Here is a 15,911-nt window from a genome sequence, read left to right as displayed (position 1 = left end):
GGACGACGCTGGTGAAGAACGACGGGACGGCTGCGCAGACGCTGGCGCGGGCGAAGGCCGCGGTCGACAGTATCGGCTGACTGCCGGGCTGGTTCGTGGTTGTTGGTGCCCACCGTGCGGGGCGGGGTGGGTGGGTTTGTGGTGTGTACGGGGGTGTGTGGGATGACCGGGTGGGATATCAGGCCGCAGGGTGTGCAGGGCCGGTTGAAGGTGGTCGGGGGGCATGCCGGTGAGCTGGAGAAGGCGCTGAACGCGATGCTGGCGGATCTGGGGGCGGCGGCGCGGGCGGCGGGGACGGTGGCGGTGGGTGGCACGAAGTCGGGTGCGTCGGTGGGGCCGGTGGCTCCGGGGCGGGAGCAGGGCCCGGTCGCGGCGATCGCGCCGCCTGCGATGGGTCCGGTGGCGGCGGCGCTGGGTGAGTACGCGAAGGCGCGGAAGCCGCAGCTGAAGTCGATGTCGGAGCGGGTCCAGGCGGCGGTTGTGGGTGCGGCGACGGCGACGAACGAGTACATGGAGGGCGACCTCGATACGGCGAAGCAGGCGCAGAACGCGGCGAAGGCGGTCCGGCTGGACCTGCTGAAGGAACTGCGGGGCACGAAGTGAGCGGCGGCAAGGAGCCGGTCGACCCGTACGGCATACCGGTGTTCACCGGCAATCTGACGGTGCTGGACCAGCAGGTGAGGGCCCTGGCCAAGGACGGGGCGAGGATCGCCACGGCCACGGGGGACATCCACAGCAGCTTCGGCGGCCTGCAGGCCTTCTACAAGGCGCCGGAGGCGGATCAGCTGTTCGCGACGACGAAACCGGTCGCGGACCGCGGGGCAGCCTTGAAGTCGGACCTGGCCACCATCACCGGTGCCCTGGGCGCTTACGCGGACGACGCGCAGCCGCTGGTGGCGAAGCTTGAGCGGCTGCGGCAGGAGGCTTCGGCCTTCCGGGACAAGGCGGACGCGGACGACACGTGGCGCGAGGACGGCGACCTGATCGAGGAGAACAGACGCCGCCACGACGAGATCACCGAGGCCTGGGCCGCGTTCCAGGCGGTGGAGCGGACCTGCTACAACAAGATCATCGCCCTGGTCCCCGGCGGCAAACCGCTCACCCTGAACGACGGGTCCGGCGGCAAGCACATGCACGGCTGGGACCCCGAGGCCCTGAAGCAGGCCAAGGGCCTGCCCTGGGGCGACCCGGTCGAGGAGTCGACGCGCTGGTACCAGGTCCATGAACACGCCTGGGACTTCGTCAAGGGCTTCGCGGTCGACGGCGTCTGGGCCACGGTCAAGGGCCTGGGCACCCTCGTCGGCACCGAGGGCTGGGACAGCATGAAGCAGTCCTGGAGCGGTCTGGCGGACCTCTCCATCGGGGTATCCATCACCCTGTTGACCGCAGGTGCCGGGGGGACGTATCTCCTCACCACACCTGAGGAGGAGCTGCCCTCCTGGCTGCGGGACTCGAGCCGGGCGATGAAGGAGACCGGCAAAGCGCTGATCGCCTACGACCAGTGGAGCGAGAACCCGGCCCGCGCCGGTGGCGCGGTCACCTTCAACGCCCTGACGACCATCTTCACCGGCGGCACCGGGGGCGGGGTCTCCGGCGCCGGCAAGGCAGCACTCGCGGGCAAGGCCCTCTCCTTCGCGAACAAGGCGAGCCGCATCGTCGACCCCACCGCGTATCTCTTCAAGGGCGCCGGCGCGGGCCTGACCAAGATCAGCGACGTGATGGCCGGCCTGAAGGGCACGGGCAACCTCGAGATCCCGCCGCTGCCCGCGGGGACGGTCACCCTGCCGGACGGGGCGTACAAGGCAGCCGACGGCACGCTGACCCTGCCCAGGGGTGCGACCGTGCCGGATGCCGCGTTCGAGATCCCGAAGGGCTCGGTCAAGCTTCCGGACGGGGCACAGATCCCCACCGGAGCGGTCGACCTCGGCGACGGCATCGTCCACCTCCCCGAAGGCATGGCCCCGCCCGCGGGATCACTGCCGATCCAGGAGGGCACCCTCAAACTCCCCGAAGGCACCACCGCCCTGCCCGAGGGCACCCTCAGGGACTTCGACGCCAACGGCAACGTCACCCACCTCGACCGCCAGGGCAACATCCTCGGCGAGGACGGCACCCTCAAACAACACCACACCGACGCCCGCCGCGAGAACCCACCCACCGGCGCCTTCACCAGGACGGACGCGGACAGCCCCCTGCCCCGCACCCCGGCCGAACAGCCAGCCCTGGTCGGCGCGGGCGCACGCGGCGGCAGCGACACGGCCCGGCTGAGCTCGGACCCGGGCGATGCGGGCCGGGTCGGCAACAACCTCGGCCGCACGGGCGGCGACGCCACGAACCCCAACAGGCCACCGGGCGGCACCGCGAACAACCTGCCGGGCGGCACAGCTGGCAACCACCTGCCGACCAACAGCGTGGACAACGGCACGCCGGGCGGTAGCCCGCGAGGCGGCCAGGGCGACCACATCCCGGCGAACAGCCTGGACGGGAGCAATCACACGGACGCCCCGACGACCAGCGGCGGTCACAGCACCGACACCAAAGGCACGTCCGGTCATGGGGACGGCCATGAGCCACCTCCACTTGGGGGTGCCTCCGAAGTGAGGCCGGACGGTGCCCGGTATGTCGAGGAGCCTACCGCCGAGCACACCGCAGCGGCAGAGTTCTACGACCGAGTGCGGGCTGACCCAGGTTCCCTTGACATCACGCGCATCTCCGAGAACACCGGCGTGAGCAAGGGTGTGCTGGACCGCGTCAGAACGCATTTCTTCCTCACCGAGCACGTGGTGTCTGATGCTCCGGGCAGTGCGCGCACGGCATACTTTACACCTCGTAAAGATATTGCCGATATCCTCGAAGTTGCAAGTCAACGCAACTTGAATCCAGCGGAAGTTGTCAAGTTCGAAAGATTTATCGCTCATGAATACATCGAGAGCCACCTAATGGAGGCGGGTATGCCCTACTTGCGCGAGTATCCGGACGCGTGGGACATTTTCTCCAATGATGGCGGCAAGACGGTTGATTATTATCATGTTTGGCCCCGGGATGCGTTCCACGCGGGTGCCCATGATCTCTCCTTGAATGAAGGTGCGGGCGGGTTCGGCCATTGGCGCTCATTGGGTATGGATGCTTCGCAAGTCGAGGTGGCACCCCAACTGGCAAATATTGACGAGGTTGTTGCAGCTCTCAAGCAGGAGCTGCGATCTAAGGGGATCGATCTGAAATGACTGACGGACAAGGCGAACAGGCAGCATCCAAGGTAACAGATCGTCTCCGCACAGCGGAATGGGATAGAGATTGGGGTGAGGTCTTCGAAAAATCGATGTCGCGGCGGCTGTTGATGCGAGAATACCTACGGCGATCCGCATTGTGGGCCCAGACCTACTCCGCCGAGAGCGTCTGGCCATTCTTCGACATCACGGAGTACATGGATCCGAAATTTAAACTTTCACCCGACACGGAACGCGAATTGGAAGAGTTTCTTCGCGCACGAACGAGTGGAGATGTCAAGGTAACCTGCCGTGGCGCCGTACGCCTTGCGGAACTACGTTCGCATAATCCGACGATCGTGGCTAATAATCTCCCTGACCTCTATGAGCCGCTAATTCTCCTGTATGAGCGAGGCGGCGAGTTCATCACAGACAACGCGGGAGCCCTGGATCTGACAGGTGTCTCGCTTCGGCCCGGAAGCTTGCAGAGCAATGCGAGCAACACCCCAGTCGTCGCGCTCCACGGCATCGTGCTCGACGCGCTGGACGTTGAAGGACGCGTCAAATTCTACGCCTATGATAGTGATCGAGGGCCCGTCTTCAGGCGCCTTTTGCCGCAGGGGGGTGGGCAGCGCGATGAGGTATTCAGTGGGCACCTGGGATGGCAGCCAACGACCCAACTGTCCGCCTCGGAGAATGATATGGACTGCGTTCGCATCTACGACCAGGATGCTGCCAGGATTATCGAGGGCGCCGTACTTGGTGTACCTCGAGTCGCGGGCCAGGAGTGAATCACGTCCGCCCAGTGATGCCCATCAGTAGTCAACAGCCCAGCGGAAAGTTCATGCCGGGAGAAGCATCATGATCACCAGTGCGCCTATTGCGCGATAGACTTGGGGGCGAGATCAAGAGGTCGAGGATGAAATTCTCACCTGCTTCCAAGAATTGTTTGCCATGTATGCCGTCATGATGGACGAACTCCTCATGGCGGGCACGTCGACAATCTCCATCTCCATCCACGAGGCAGGGAAGTCGAATAGCTATCTATTTCATGAGGAAATTGAACTCATTCCTCCCACCTCCCCTTCGAGGACTGCGCGCGAGTTGACGCTTCACGTTCAGTCGACGCTGCGCCGCGGAGGGATTGGGAGTGTCTCCGCCCGCATAAAAAGTGATGGCGTGATCCTCGACGAAGACGGCCGGGCTGATGAGCAAAGCTTGTTTGCGCTCGGGTGCACCGCTTTCGATGAATATGTCAGCGCCCGCCTGATGACGTACTCCGACGCATGGATGACTTATGACCTCAAAGGTAATCCTCAGCCGAAAATTCATGCTACAAACGCACCACGACTGACCTCGACGCTGCGCAGGTTGATGGCAAGGTTCGGTTCAGAAATCGATCCGGATGATTCTTCCCACTTTGGTACGCCAACCGAAACGGGAGTCGACAACCATTTCGAAGATGATGGCACAGCATTTGACGCATGGTCCAGATTCGAGACCCCCAGCAGGAATGCAATTTCCTACGAGACTCCAAAGTTCACTTCTTCCTACAGTCGGCAGCCGGTAGGTCCCGTATCCTATTTCCCTGTGCGCGGAGACCAAGGGATCCTTGGCTATCTTTGGGCCTCGGATGACCAGAATTCTGCTGGCTTCGCGCCACGCGAAGCAGCCGATCTCGATGCCTACAAGGCTGGACTGATCTGGCTGAGCCGATTGTAAAAAGCCTACGATAGCGGCATTGCCCCCTTCGAGGCACAGAGGGAACTCCGACTGGCACCGGCGGACCCCATCGCGGGATGTATCACCAGTACTGAGCCGACGGTAGCGAATGAGCTCTGGATTTTGCGTGATCTAGGCAGTGAATGAGTCCAGCACGAGAGTTGCCCGTCACGACTTCCCAGTAGAAGAAGTTCAGGAGGACTTGGCCAGTCTCACAGAAAGCACCAACCGGGTACTCTCGAGGCTGGATTCTTCGGACATGTCCCGTTCTCGGGCACTCGGCTGCTGCATGACCGTAGCCATGCCCTGCTGCGCAAGAGACCCCCAGGCGAATGAGTTCTTTGCCTGGGAAGCATGGGTCACAGCCATGCTGGTGGGCTCCGCACTTTTCGACTCAGCTATGGCTACAAAAGGCCCGGTGGTCCGGCGGCGAGCACAAACACGGGTACGACGCCGATGCCCTGAAACAGGCCAACATTGTCACGAGCCGTGCCAGGCTGAAGATTCTCGACGCGGCCGCCCAGAAGCGCTACTTCGGAATTCAGTAGTCCTGGGCGGGGCGGACAGGTGCATTCGGTGACCCCACTTCGTGGGGCCGCCGGGCTGAAGGCGCTGGGGCCCTGTCGGCATCCGTAGGGAAGTGTCTCGATGGACGCACATTTCAGAAATTTCTTCAGGGCGTATCTGGATCTTGAGCGGGGGTATGAGAATACAGGTGAGCTGAGGCCCACGTTGTGGGGCTTCAGCGATTCCTACGTGAAACTGATCCGCGAGGGATTCGAGCAGATCATGGCGGACGATTCCTTCGGGCCGGATGAGTATGAGGGGATGACCGATATCTAATTCCCCGACAGGGAAACTCTTCGTACCTATCTCCGGGACATGTGCGACTACCTTTTCAACGATGCACCGGAACAGCCGATGCCGCCAGGCTACTAGTGTCTCGTAACCCCGCCCACGTCAGTTCGAGTCAAGCAGAAGGGCATGATGCCGACTGCTCACCAAGCGATGGAGCACGCTGCGGAGCTCCAGGCCAGGGGAATGAAGGGAATCGAGTTCGAGGTGAAGATTCCCGGAGAAAATCTAGACCTCGACGTGCTGATTGGAAACGACGGGCACATCGATTACGCCGCCCAACTCAAAGACGTCGATACCGTCGGGGGCATCAAATCAGCGGTCAAGAAGATTTCGAACAAGCAGCTCCTGGGAGCCCTGGGCTAAGCGGGCCTACCGAACACCCCGATCGGCGCAATAGCGGGAATTCTAGATATCCGAGGGCTCATGGGCGAAGTCACGGAACGCGATATCCAGGCTGTTCAACGGGCTGCCGACCGCTACAACGCCCCTTTTGATCTAAAGTTCGACGACGGGTCCATCACGGTATATCCGACCAACGCCATCGAACCGTAAGGAGTTTGCCGACCATGCTGATGCGTGCGCCCAGAGAGAGCTGCTCGTGGTCCTGGAACCTGGAGGACGTCGAGGAGGCCGGTCCGGGGATCGCGCTCGTGACCGCTGCGCGTATGAGTGCGGTGCTGGAGAAGCACGACCTGCTGGTGCCGTCTTCACTTGAGTGGGCCTGGTTCGAGACCGGCAGGGGCGGCCTCGGTGTCCATAGTCGCCTGAACCTCGGCACGCGTTCGCTCGACGATCCTGCACTGCCCGATGCGCTCCACGCCTGTCGGCCTATCGGTCATCCGGAGGCAGAAATCGGCGGAATCCGCGTGCTGGGCTTGGGTACCTGGTTCGACGCGGACGGGGAACGGCACAGGGAACACCGTCTGGTGGAGCTCATGGTGGCGCCGGACGAGACGGACCTCTGGGTCGAGCTGTCCGTGCATCATGACGTCTGGGGCCAGTGCGATTTCCGGGGCGAGCCGCATCCGGCCATCCACGCCGCCAACGCGCCGCGGCTCGCCTCCGCCCTCCAGGAGCTCGTTCAGGTGCTCGGAGCCGAGGCGGAGCCCGGCGAGCCGACGTACTACGGTCGAGCGGAGGGATACGGGCCAGAGGCGCCCGACATTGTTGAGGGGCGAGGACCGGACCTCACCGATGCGGTGCTCGGCTAGCACTCCAGCTGTAGATCGCGATCTTGATCGCGGTGCGGCCGCCGCGCGTTGAGCGGTCTCATGCTGGATTGGGCGTCTAGCGGGTCACTTGCTCGAGCCGGCGATGACGATGTCGATGGCGTTGGCTTCTGGCCCCGGTGCGTTTACGGCGACGCGTACGTTGAACTGGCCGCGGTCGCCCACTCGGTGCACGAAGCGGGTCTGCTGCTCGACATCGCCGACTGCGATGCGCCCGTCGGACAGCAGGAGGGGGCCGTGGAAGACGGTGGTGAACGCCGGGTCCGGGCGTTGGACCTGCAGATCATCAGGCGGTGTGAAGAGACGCACCTTGATCAGCCCTCTTTGGGGTCGAACCCGGACGGCCACGTGGGTGGCGCAACTGGCTGCAGGGGCGGCGTCCAAAGCGAGGGAAAGTGGCACCCAGTCGGTTGCCCCGAGGTGCAGAACGGGGTGATTGACGTAGATGTCGACGCCGGCGATCTGCATGGTGTTCCTCCTGGCCGGTATGGCTGCGGCCACCGTTGATCATCAGCATGTGAAGACAAACGATCATGCGGTGGCCGCAGGTCACAGCGTAGACCCTGCCCGCTGGCAGGAGGGGTTCGAGGGCCTGATGGGACGCATAGCCGGACGGTTCGCGCGGGTGAAGGCCCGGAGCCGGGCGGGACGGCTCGTGCTCGGGTTGCTGTCGGACCTGCCGCGCAAGAACTGCTGGACGATCGCCGAGTGGGCCGGGGAAGCGACACCGCATGGCATGCAGCATCTGCTGTGCCGGGCGTCCTGGGACGCTGACGCGGTTCGGGACGACGTACGCGACTATGTCGTGGAGCAGTTGCACGATGGGCGGGCAGTCCTCGTCGTCGACGAGACCGGCGACCTGAAGAAGGGCACCCACACGGTCGGGGTGCAGCGTCAATACACCGGCACTGCGGGCCGGATCGAGAACTCTCAGGTCGCTGTCTACGTCGTCTACGCGGGAGCGCGCGGGCACGCGGCGGTGGACCGTGAGCTCTATATCCCGCGTTCGTGGACAAGCGAGCCGGACCGCTGCCGGGCCGCCGGCCTCCCCGAGGACACAGCCTTTGCGACCAAGCCGGAGCTGGCCAGCCGTATGATCGGCCGGTTCCCTCGACGCCGGACACCGCGTGGACTGGGTCACGGGCGACGAGGTCTACGGCGGCAACCCGCGCCTGCGGACCGCACTGGAAGAACGTGGGGTCGGCTTCATGTTGGCCGTCGCCTCCTCGGCGGGCGTCATCACGGGAGCGGGCAAGTTCCGGGCCGACGCGCTGGCCGCGAAGGTGCCCAAGCGGGCCTGGCAGAAGCTGTCGGCTGGGGCCGGGTCCAAAGGACACCGCTTCTACGACTGGGCAGTCATCGACTTGGCCGACTCCGGACCGAATCATCACCAACTGCTGATCCGCCGCAACCGTACAACCGGCGAACGGGCCTACTACCGTTGCTCCTCGCCTGCTCCGGCACCCCTTGCCACGCTAGTCCACGTCGCCGGGTCGAGATGGAGAGTTGAGGAGACGTTCCAATCGGGGAAGGGTCTTGCGGGACTGGACGAGCACCAGGTGCGCCGCTTCACCTCCTGGTCGCGCTGGGTCACCCTGGCCATGCTCGCGCACGCTTTCCTGGCGGTCACCCGTGCGGCAGAACATGCCCGCCATCCCGCTCCGGACGGGGTTGGTCCCGCTCATCTGCAACGAGATCCAGCGGCTGTTCACGGCGCTCGTTGGCCCCGCGCCCGATGCGGTCCACCGGCTGCGCTGGTCCCTCTGGCGGCGCCGCCACCAGGCCCGATCCAGAACCAGCCACTACCACCGACAAGCCACCGATCAGACATGAAGATCACGATCTACAGTTGGAGTACTAGGCACCCGATCCGCTTCGCCTCGCCCTTCCGTAGCAGGTCCAGGCGATGATCGGCCAGGAACCAGGCCTACGCACTTTCCTGGAAGAGCGGTCGCCGTCCTATGCCATGTCGGAGCCAAAGAACATCGAGGTCACCGACGTGCACGGGAGCACCGTCCGGATCGGCGAACTGGTACGCGCGGTCGCCTCGCGATGGCCGGTCGAGGAGCGCTTCGAGGCCACCAGACAGGAGGCCGAACTCGACCAGTACCAGGTCCGCAAGTACAGCGTGTGGCACCGGAAGCTCACCATGTCCATGCTCGCGGTGGTGCGCCGACGACTCCAAAAGAAGGGCCCTTCCATGACTGTAGAGGTCTCCCGCCATACGTTGCCAGCGGGGGTCGAAGTCGAGATATTCACGGAACGCGTTGGAGCACACCTGTCCAAGGGAATCGGACGTCTCGATCATTCTCCTGAAGCTATCCGCTCAACTTTCGGCACAGCCCTCATGACGTTGCGCGCCATGTGCATCACCGATCCGCGATCGGCAGCGGTGGAAACATGGGAGTCCGCCGTCACCGCAATGCAGGTGGGTTCGGCCCTCTTCGCTGTGACCACCACAAACGATGGGCGGGTGGAATGCCGCATCGACAGGAAGCTCCACTCCATCCCCGCCACCGGCCCTCGTTCATTCGCTGATGCGGGAACCTGGCTGTCCGCGTTCTGGCTGGCCGTAATCTGCCGTGACCAGGAACGCATGACCCAGCTCAGTGAGATCCCCCTGGAACGGCTCCGTTCACCCGAGGGCTCTTGCGACGCGTACATCTACCACTGGGTCGACACGCTCCAGAGCTGGTGGCTCCGCCGGCCCGACCTCGCGGACAAACTCATCGCCACCATCGAGGCATCCGATCCCGCCGTCGCCCGCATCGCACCACAAGACCTGCTCCAGGCCGTGCTCTACCCGCCGATCAACCTCTTCTACCACTACGTCCGCAACGACCGCGACGGCTTCGCCCCCGCCCTCGCGGACGCCCTCAAACTCCACAAGACCTACTGGACCCTCAACGAGGACCGCGCAACGGACATCGACGGCAGCATCGCCCTCAGCCCCCTCGCCATCGCCTGCCTCGCCTACGACGCCGACTTCCCACTCGACATCGAATCCGACTACCTCCCCAAACACCTCCTCCAGCGCACCTGGCTCGGAGAGTTCCCTACCTGACCGTATCTCTTAGGTCTCCGAGGACATATGTCATGAGGCCGTTGATGAGCCCGGCGATGTGGGTGGCCCTCTTCGCCGCCTTGGGCCGGCTGCCGGGCGAAGCGCAGGGCCTCGCGGTGCCGTTCAGCAGTTCCAGCAAGAACCGCGAAACAGAAGGCGCCGAGCCATTCGTCTCCACTGACGTGCGCAATCAAAAGCTACGCGCCGGCCCGTGCCCAGGCGCGTACAACCCAGCCAGGGACGTCCAGACTTGAGTGAATACCTTCACTTCTATGATTCTCGAAAAGGATCCCATAGTAATTATCGACCTACGCAACGCGAACCAAGCGGCAATTGATAGCATGAAGGAAATTGTCGAAACCCACGACTGGGGAGATCATGTCATCTGGTATCCATAGAAAATGGAAGCCGATTGCGTTCCCGAACGACCCTCAAGCAACCCATCAAATGCAGGAGTGGATGGCCGAGGAGGGCTACATCCTCTTCGGCATCGAGCACGATTTCCGGGGTGCCGATCTCTCGGGCGGAGACTTCACGAAGGCATGGTTCACCCAGGCGGTTTTGGTGAACGTACGGCTTACCGAGGCGATCTTCTATCGAGCCGACCTCCAGTCGGCCGATCTCACCGGCGCTGATCTGACAGGCTCAGACCTCGTCAGGGCGAATCTTGACGGGGCTGTACTCCGGTCAGCGCGACTCGACAGCACCGACATGACTAAGGCTTCGCTGCAAGGGGTCGATGCGTCAGGAGCAAGCTTCAGAGACACACGGATCATGGGAGCCTCTCTATTCGACGTCAATATGAGGGGGGCGGATCTGACCAACGCGATCCTGTTCCAGAACACCTTTAAGGTCACCGTCGATGACGCCACAATCATCCAAGGCCTGACAGGTACCGTTTTCGGACCGATCACTGCTTTCGAAGGCAGGTCTTCCCGTGAGTTGGCCGGGGCGGAACTCGAGGCATGGATCACTGAACGGGGTGGACAGGTGCAGGTGATTCCTCCCTCCCGCACACCGCGATAGGAGCCGTGACTCGAAGTTCGCAGCAGAGCGATACAGGAAATCTGCACGACGTTCCATATTCACTATCACACCCAGGGCGACTCTGGTGAGTCCCACTTCGTGGTACTCACCAGGCTGAAGGTGCTGGGGCCGTGGGGCGCTGCCGTCATCCGTAAGGAAGCATTCAATGGACGCGCGTTTCAGGAATTTCTTCAGGGTGTATCTGGATCTTGAGCGGGGATATGAGAACACAGGCGAACTGAGGCCCACATTGTGGGGCTTCAGCGATTCCTACGTGAAACTGATCCGCGAGGGATTCGAGGAGATCATGGCGGACGATTCCTTCGGGCCGGATGAGTATGAGGGGCTGACCGATATCGAATTCCCCGACAGGGAAACTCTTCACACCTATCTCCGAAACATGTATGACTACCTTTTCAGTGATGCACCGGAGCAGCCGATGCCGCCAGGCTACTAGTATCTCGTAACCCTGCCCACGCCAATTCGAGTTGTTATTGACGAGCTTCTTCACGTTGTCCGCGATAAGTCGGACCTTCGCGAGGACCCCTCATCCAGTGGTTGTGGTCCAAGTAAAGTACTGGTCAGCCGAACCAGATGCCACTGACTCCCGTTATGGATGGGTTGCCTTGGCGCCACTCGCTATGACCTGAACACCGAGATTCCTATAGAAGTTCGAGTCGGACTACATGCCTAAACACCTCCTCCAGCACACCCGACTCGGCGAATTCCCTACCTGAATGCTCTCCCAGCGCCACGGCAAAACTGCATGAGCACCGACATAACCCCCAGACCTTGCGGCAATGGGCTAGCGCTACAGTGCAAGCGAAGTCGAAAGCGAGGGGTCAAAATATCAATGAAAATTGCAGGATTCTTCGAAGAACTCTGGCCGCCTTCGTTCGGCGCCCCAGTTGGCAGCATGCATGATTTCACTTTGCCAACACCACACGAGGACTCCGAGGGGATCGTAAAATATCTCCTGGCAGGACATTCTCTGTTTAGTGTGATGGGCTCTTCCCAAGACATCTTGGGGTCGGGCGAGACCGTACTCAGCGGCGACTCAATCTTCAGCGATGGCGACTGGATCTGGCGAGGTGACCTCTGGTTCTATGTGCGGAAACACTACGTGCGACTACCTGACGAATTCCTCGCACGCATGAGAGAGAAGCAATATGCCATACCTGCCGAGAATGATCTCGAACTATGGGAGATTTCCCGGGAGGTTCATGATGGCCTTACGGCAGAGTAACGAAACCAAATGCTAGTGGACCATGGCCTGCGAGGCAGATATACCCATCATAGTCGGATCCGACTACCTCCCAGAACACTTACTACGACGCGCCTGATTCGGTGAGTTCAGCACGTGAAAACGAGAGTGATCCGTCATGTCTTCCCAGCAGAAGAAGCCCAGAAGAACATGGCAAGCTTCACGGAAAGCACCAACCGGGTGCTCTCGCAACTGGAAGTTTCGGAGATGTCGCGTTCCCGAGCCCTCGGCTGCTGCATGACCGTGGCCATGTCCCGCTGCGCAGGAGACCCCCAGGCGAATGAGTTCGACACCTGGGAAGCATGGGTCACATCCATGCAGGTGGGCTCGGCGCTCTTCGACTCAGTTATGGCTGTAGAAGGCCCCGTGACTTGCCGCATCGGAGTCAACGACGAGGTGAAACAGCTTCCCGCGACCGGACCCGCCCGCTACGCGCACGCAGGGGCATGGCTCACGTCTGTTTACTTGGCAGTGATCTGCCGTGAGGAAGCCCGGCTGGACCGGCTCATGCGAGTTCCGGTGGCGTTCCTCCGTGAATCCGGAGCCATTTTTGACGAGTACGTCTACAAGTGGGTCGAGGCGCTGCAAAGCTACTGGTCGCGCCGAGGCGACGACATGTGGAGCAGTCTGGTCGCGGCGATCGAAGGGGCTCGTCCCGGGACAGCGAGGATCGCCGACGAGGAGACTCTGCTCAAAATCCTGTATCCGCCGCTTGAACTCTTCCAGCTCTACAACCGCGGCGAGGCTGAGAAGTTCAATGAATCACTGGCTGAATTCCTCACCTGGCACAGGCAGTATTGGACCGCGGATGAGGCGCGAGCCACAGACCGTGATGGCCTAGTGGCGCTGGCCCCCTTGGCCATTGCCTGCATGGCTTACGACAACGGGTTCTCGATCGATGTCGAGTCGGAATACCTGCCCAGAGAACTCCTTCAGTTCGGGTGGGCGGGTGAGGTTGACGCCTGATTCAGCGAGTTCACCCATTCCTCCAAGCGCCTGCCTCGGCGAATTCCCAGTACCTTTCAACTCCGTGGGACCAGAGAGTGAGCACCGATTCCCTGTGCGGCAGCGGGCCGGCACGACGTCAGGCAGATCCTCGCCGCCGGTGTGGCGTACCCCGGCCAACCCGCCTCCAGGCAACTGGACTTCCGCCCGCCTGATCCGTCAGGAAGCCGACGAGGTTGGATGGCTCCGTGGTGAGACGAGCTCACGTGGAGAAGAGACGGCCTCCCTTCGGCATGCCGAAGAGCATCGTCCTGCTGGCGACGCCGGAAGGTTGGCGCCACAGTGTTCTCACTGAGGAGGGCGGGACGCTCTGCGGGCGCCTTAACGGCGTGCCAGCCGGCACCGACCCGGCCGGGGCGCAGGCCGCCGTGGCCGCCATGGTGGTGGGGCTCGCGCACGACTTCCACGAAGCCGGCGTCGGCGTCGACGTGGCCTGGGATCCGCCTCGGGAACCCGGGGCCTGGACGGCCCAGGTCACCGTTGCCGCAACCCCGCCGAACTACCGGAGTTGAAGGACAAGCTCAGTCCCGCGTCGGGTTGTTGTGCAGCTTCCGTCGTTCCCGGTTGTTGGGGTGGCGGACGACTACTCCGCCCACGCCACCCGAACCGGTGAGCCGGATCAGCGGAGTTCCCGGGAGCCGGTCGGACGTGGTCTCGTCCGTCAGGCCGCCGAGGCCCGGGTCCATGCCGCTGGTGTCCGCGGACCAGCCGTCGGGGATGACGATCGTGACGCCCGAGGTCTCCCCGTACGCCTCCACCGCGACCTCCGTGAGGCGGCACTCGACCCGGGTGAAGTCGATCTGCACACCCCCCATGCCTCCGTGAGCGATCACGCGCCCGGGAACCTCCCAGCGCCCGGGGCCTCGGGACGCGCCGTACAGGCCGCCCTTGAGCACCAGCGGCGGCCCGCTCTCGGCAGAGTTGTGCGACCTCGGCAAGTCGGCGGTCAGGACGGCCAGTTCGGCGTGCGTCTTGGACTTCAGCGCCTGCTCCAGGCGTGAATCCAGCTCATCGAAGTCGATGCGTCCCTCGGCTGCCGCATCCCGCAGCTGATCCACCACTGCTTCCCGGTCGTCGTGAGAGGCGCGGAGCTCTCCTGATGGCACAGGGCGCGGAGGCGGAGAGGGCTCCGGAGGCTGGGCAGTCATGGTCACCAGGATAGGCAGCCGGTGGACCGAGCGGACCGGAGCCGCACCTCTCGAAGCGCTGCCTGGAAGGGAAGGGTTCGGCGCCGGAGCAGGCCTTGGGGAAGGAAGGTAAGGGGATTCGACCCGGATCGGCTGGCCTCGGCAGCGGGCGTGGCAGGCCAGGACGTCGGCGGGTACTCCTCCTCGTCGCCGGTGTCGTCCAGGAGCACGGCCATCAGTCCGGTGGTCGGCTCCCCGGCGGGAGTGCCCTGTATCTGCCGTCGACGGCTCGGCTTTCCCCAGGTCAGGGCTGGGGCTGGCCCCAGTGTCGACCGGCCTGGTGTCCGGATGGTCCAGCAGACGGCACACGACGAGGCTGGCTGCGTAGAGATCCACCGAGCAAGGGAACCACCTGTGTTCAGCTTCACGCCGCTGCGCCTCCGTACCGTCCGGCTCGCGACCGTCGGTGCGCTCGCCGCCGCATGCACGGTCGGTATGGCCGGAACCGCCGGAGCCATCGTCAACGGGTCGGACTCCACCGAGGAGTACCCGTTCATGGCGACCATCCCGGAGTCGGCCCCGGAGCACGGCCTCTTCGACGGGACCTGCGGGGCGTCGCTGATCGACCAGCAGTGGGTACTGACAGCGGCCCACTGCGTGACGGGCGACGGTCTCGAGCTGGACGGCATCGTGCGCGTCGGCAGCGAGCAGCGCAAGTCCGGCGGCACCGTCCGAAAGATCGACCGGACCTTCATCCACCCCGGTTACGTGAACGGCGATGCCAAGGCCGCCAACAAGAACGACATGGCGCTGATCCGTCTGGACCGCCCGGTCGGGCAGAAGCCCATCGGCATCGCGGACCGGGTCGGAAGGCCCGGAACACCGACCCGGCTCCTCGGCTTCGGCACCACCGTCGACACCGAGTTCGCTTTCCCGGACCGGCTCCAGGAGCTGAACACGCGCAGAGGCGCCGAGTCCGAGTGCGCGCCCGGCTACGCGGACAGGACCCGGCTGTGCACCATCTCCACCGTGCCCGCCTCCATGGCGTGCTTCGGTGACTCCGGCGGGCCGCAGGTCGTGAAGGGCCGGGACGGCCGCTGGGAGCTGATCGGCGTCACGTCCGGGCCCGGGGCCCCCGACGTCCCGTGCTCGCAGGGCCCCGGCCTCTACACCAGCGCTCCCGCATACGCCGACTGGATCTACAGGACCTTGAAGAGCAACAGTGCCCAGCCGATCGCGGACAGCGCGGATAAGGGGGCCGGCCTCGCCGCGACCGGTACGAGCGGCAACACCGTGGCCATCGCCGGTGCGGCCGTCGCGCTGATCGCCGCCGGTGGCGGTACCGCGCTCGCGGTGCGCCGTCGCACGGCCCGCCGCACAACCTGACCTGGGCGCCGGTCCCCCATCCCC

The 15,911-nt window shown here is 63.7% G+C and carries 17 protein-coding genes and 1 pseudogene; 16 read left to right on the top strand and 2 right to left on the bottom strand.

All coding sequences use genetic code 11. The features are described 5' to 3' along the window. Positions 1-162 precede the first annotated feature (162 nt). The 7 genes from ACIQPT_RS25570 (at position 163) to ACIQPT_RS25540 (ending at position 6,997) form a co-directional block, all read left to right on the top strand. Positions 163-603, top strand: a complete 441-nt coding sequence (locus ACIQPT_RS25570; protein ID WP_401158829.1) for a DUF6507 family protein — start codon at positions 163-165, stop codon at positions 601-603. Further along, a complete protein-coding gene (locus ACIQPT_RS25565; RefSeq protein ID WP_401158828.1) occupies positions 600-3,224 on the top strand; it encodes a hypothetical protein in 2,625 nt (874 codons plus the stop codon). Before ACIQPT_RS25570 ends, ACIQPT_RS25565 begins: the two co-directional genes overlap by 4 nt. Then, positions 3,221-3,997, top strand: coding sequence for a hypothetical protein (locus ACIQPT_RS25560; protein ID WP_401158826.1), 777 nt, complete (start codon positions 3,221-3,223; stop codon positions 3,995-3,997). Before ACIQPT_RS25565 ends, ACIQPT_RS25560 begins: the two co-directional genes overlap by 4 nt. 163 nt (positions 3,998-4,160) lie before the next feature. Next, the gene (locus tag ACIQPT_RS25555; protein WP_401158823.1) at positions 4,161-4,928 is read left to right on the top strand and encodes a hypothetical protein; all 768 of its coding nucleotides are present in this window, start codon (positions 4,161-4,163) and stop codon (positions 4,926-4,928) included. A gap of 648 nt (positions 4,929-5,576) precedes the next feature. Then, entirely contained in the window at positions 5,577-5,771 is a 195-nt protein-coding gene (locus ACIQPT_RS25550) for a hypothetical protein (protein ID WP_401158821.1), read from the top strand. Between the two features lie 144 nt (positions 5,772-5,915). Then, a complete protein-coding gene (locus tag ACIQPT_RS25545) occupies positions 5,916-6,149 on the top strand; it encodes a hypothetical protein (RefSeq protein WP_401158820.1) in 234 nt (77 codons plus the stop codon). Between the two features lie 203 nt (positions 6,150-6,352). Then, positions 6,353-6,997, top strand: coding sequence for a hypothetical protein (locus ACIQPT_RS25540; protein WP_401158818.1), 645 nt, complete (start codon positions 6,353-6,355; stop codon positions 6,995-6,997). 84 nt (positions 6,998-7,081) lie between these two features. Here ACIQPT_RS25540 and ACIQPT_RS25535 read toward each other — a convergent pair whose 3' ends face one another. Beyond that, positions 7,082-7,483 carry a hypothetical protein gene (locus tag ACIQPT_RS25535; protein WP_401158816.1) on the bottom strand — a complete coding sequence of 134 codons (402 nt, stop codon included), beginning with the start codon at positions 7,481-7,483 and terminating at the stop codon, positions 7,082-7,084. 127 nt (positions 7,484-7,610) lie between these two features. Between ACIQPT_RS25535 and ACIQPT_RS25530 the strand changes: the two are divergent. The 8 genes and pseudogenes from ACIQPT_RS25530 to ACIQPT_RS25495 all read left to right on the top strand — a co-directional run bounded on the left by ACIQPT_RS25530 (position 7,611) and on the right by ACIQPT_RS25495 (position 13,886). Beyond that, positions 7,611-8,848: pseudogene (locus tag ACIQPT_RS25530) on the top strand (IS701 family transposase). A gap of 73 nt (positions 8,849-8,921) precedes the next feature. Continuing rightward, the gene (locus ACIQPT_RS25525) at positions 8,922-10,079 is read left to right on the top strand and encodes an Imm49 family immunity protein (protein ID WP_401158814.1); all 1,158 of its coding nucleotides are present in this window, start codon (positions 8,922-8,924) and stop codon (positions 10,077-10,079) included. Positions 10,080-10,111: 32 nt separating this feature from the next. Continuing rightward, the gene (locus tag ACIQPT_RS25520) at positions 10,112-10,333 is read left to right on the top strand and encodes a hypothetical protein (RefSeq protein ID WP_401158812.1); all 222 of its coding nucleotides are present in this window, start codon (positions 10,112-10,114) and stop codon (positions 10,331-10,333) included. Between the two features lie 124 nt (positions 10,334-10,457). After that, on the top strand, positions 10,458-11,105 hold the full coding sequence (locus ACIQPT_RS25515) for a pentapeptide repeat-containing protein (RefSeq protein ID WP_401158810.1): 648 nt from the start codon (positions 10,458-10,460) through the stop codon (positions 11,103-11,105). Positions 11,106-11,271: 166 nt separating this feature from the next. Next, positions 11,272-11,562 carry a hypothetical protein gene (locus ACIQPT_RS25510; protein ID WP_401158808.1) on the top strand — a complete coding sequence of 97 codons (291 nt, stop codon included), beginning with the start codon at positions 11,272-11,274 and terminating at the stop codon, positions 11,560-11,562. A 396-nt stretch (positions 11,563-11,958) separates the two neighbouring features. Continuing rightward, on the top strand, positions 11,959-12,351 hold the full coding sequence (locus tag ACIQPT_RS25505; RefSeq protein WP_401158807.1) for a hypothetical protein: 393 nt from the start codon (positions 11,959-11,961) through the stop codon (positions 12,349-12,351). A 168-nt stretch (positions 12,352-12,519) separates the two neighbouring features. Then, on the top strand, positions 12,520-13,335 hold the full coding sequence (locus ACIQPT_RS25500) for an immunity 49 family protein (RefSeq protein ID WP_401158805.1): 816 nt from the start codon (positions 12,520-12,522) through the stop codon (positions 13,333-13,335). 272 nt (positions 13,336-13,607) lie between these two features. Continuing rightward, the gene (locus ACIQPT_RS25495; protein WP_401158804.1) at positions 13,608-13,886 is read left to right on the top strand and encodes a hypothetical protein; all 279 of its coding nucleotides are present in this window, start codon (positions 13,608-13,610) and stop codon (positions 13,884-13,886) included. A gap of 9 nt (positions 13,887-13,895) precedes the next feature. On the opposite strand, the gene ACIQPT_RS25490 is transcribed toward ACIQPT_RS25495, so the two are convergent. Continuing rightward, positions 13,896-14,522: a DUF1707 domain-containing protein gene (locus ACIQPT_RS25490; RefSeq protein ID WP_401158802.1), complete on the bottom strand. Its 627-nt coding sequence runs from the start codon at positions 14,520-14,522 to the stop codon at positions 13,896-13,898. Between the two features lie 393 nt (positions 14,523-14,915). On the opposite strand from ACIQPT_RS25490, the gene ACIQPT_RS25485 reads away from it, so the two are divergent. After that, a complete protein-coding gene (locus ACIQPT_RS25485) occupies positions 14,916-15,887 on the top strand; it encodes a S1 family peptidase (protein ID WP_401158801.1) in 972 nt (323 codons plus the stop codon). The last annotated feature ends 24 nt before the right edge of the window (positions 15,888-15,911 follow it).

This window comes from Streptomyces sp. NPDC091289 (genome assembly GCF_044757365.1).
GTDB lineage: Bacteria > Actinomycetota > Actinomycetes > Streptomycetales > Streptomycetaceae > Streptomyces.
The sequence above is the reverse complement of the archived record's forward strand: the minus strand, read 5'-3'. Positions and strand labels throughout refer to the sequence as shown.

Excerpts from the sequence above, each read along its gene's own strand:
- ACIQPT_RS25550 (WP_401158821.1), top strand. The coding sequence starts at position 5,577 with ATGGACGCACATTTCAGAAATTTCTTCAGGGCGTATCTGGATCTTGAG.
- ACIQPT_RS25505 (WP_401158807.1), top strand. The coding sequence starts at position 11,959 with ATGAAAATTGCAGGATTCTTCGAAGAACTCTGGCCGCCTTCGTTCGGC.
- ACIQPT_RS25525 (WP_401158814.1), top strand. The coding sequence starts at position 8,922 with ATGATCGGCCAGGAACCAGGCCTACGCACTTTCCTGGAAGAGCGGTCG.
- ACIQPT_RS25515 (WP_401158810.1), top strand. The coding sequence starts at position 10,458 with ATGTCATCTGGTATCCATAGAAAATGGAAGCCGATTGCGTTCCCGAAC.
- ACIQPT_RS25570 (WP_401158829.1), top strand. The coding sequence starts at position 163 with ATGACCGGGTGGGATATCAGGCCGCAGGGTGTGCAGGGCCGGTTGAAG.
- ACIQPT_RS25540 (WP_401158818.1), top strand. The coding sequence starts at position 6,353 with ATGCTGATGCGTGCGCCCAGAGAGAGCTGCTCGTGGTCCTGGAACCTG.
- ACIQPT_RS25520 (WP_401158812.1), top strand. The coding sequence starts at position 10,112 with ATGAGGCCGTTGATGAGCCCGGCGATGTGGGTGGCCCTCTTCGCCGCC.
- ACIQPT_RS25510 (WP_401158808.1), top strand. The coding sequence starts at position 11,272 with ATGGACGCGCGTTTCAGGAATTTCTTCAGGGTGTATCTGGATCTTGAG.
- ACIQPT_RS25535 (WP_401158816.1), bottom strand. The coding sequence starts at position 7,483 with ATGCAGATCGCCGGCGTCGACATCTACGTCAATCACCCCGTTCTGCAC.
- ACIQPT_RS25560 (WP_401158826.1), top strand. The coding sequence starts at position 3,221 with ATGACTGACGGACAAGGCGAACAGGCAGCATCCAAGGTAACAGATCGT.
- ACIQPT_RS25500 (WP_401158805.1), top strand. The coding sequence starts at position 12,520 with ATGGCAAGCTTCACGGAAAGCACCAACCGGGTGCTCTCGCAACTGGAA.
- ACIQPT_RS25555 (WP_401158823.1), top strand. The coding sequence starts at position 4,161 with ATGTATGCCGTCATGATGGACGAACTCCTCATGGCGGGCACGTCGACA.
- ACIQPT_RS25545 (WP_401158820.1), top strand. The coding sequence starts at position 5,916 with ATGCCGACTGCTCACCAAGCGATGGAGCACGCTGCGGAGCTCCAGGCC.
- ACIQPT_RS25495 (WP_401158804.1), top strand. The coding sequence starts at position 13,608 with ATGCCGAAGAGCATCGTCCTGCTGGCGACGCCGGAAGGTTGGCGCCAC.
- ACIQPT_RS25490 (WP_401158802.1), bottom strand. The coding sequence starts at position 14,522 with ATGACTGCCCAGCCTCCGGAGCCCTCTCCGCCTCCGCGCCCTGTGCCA.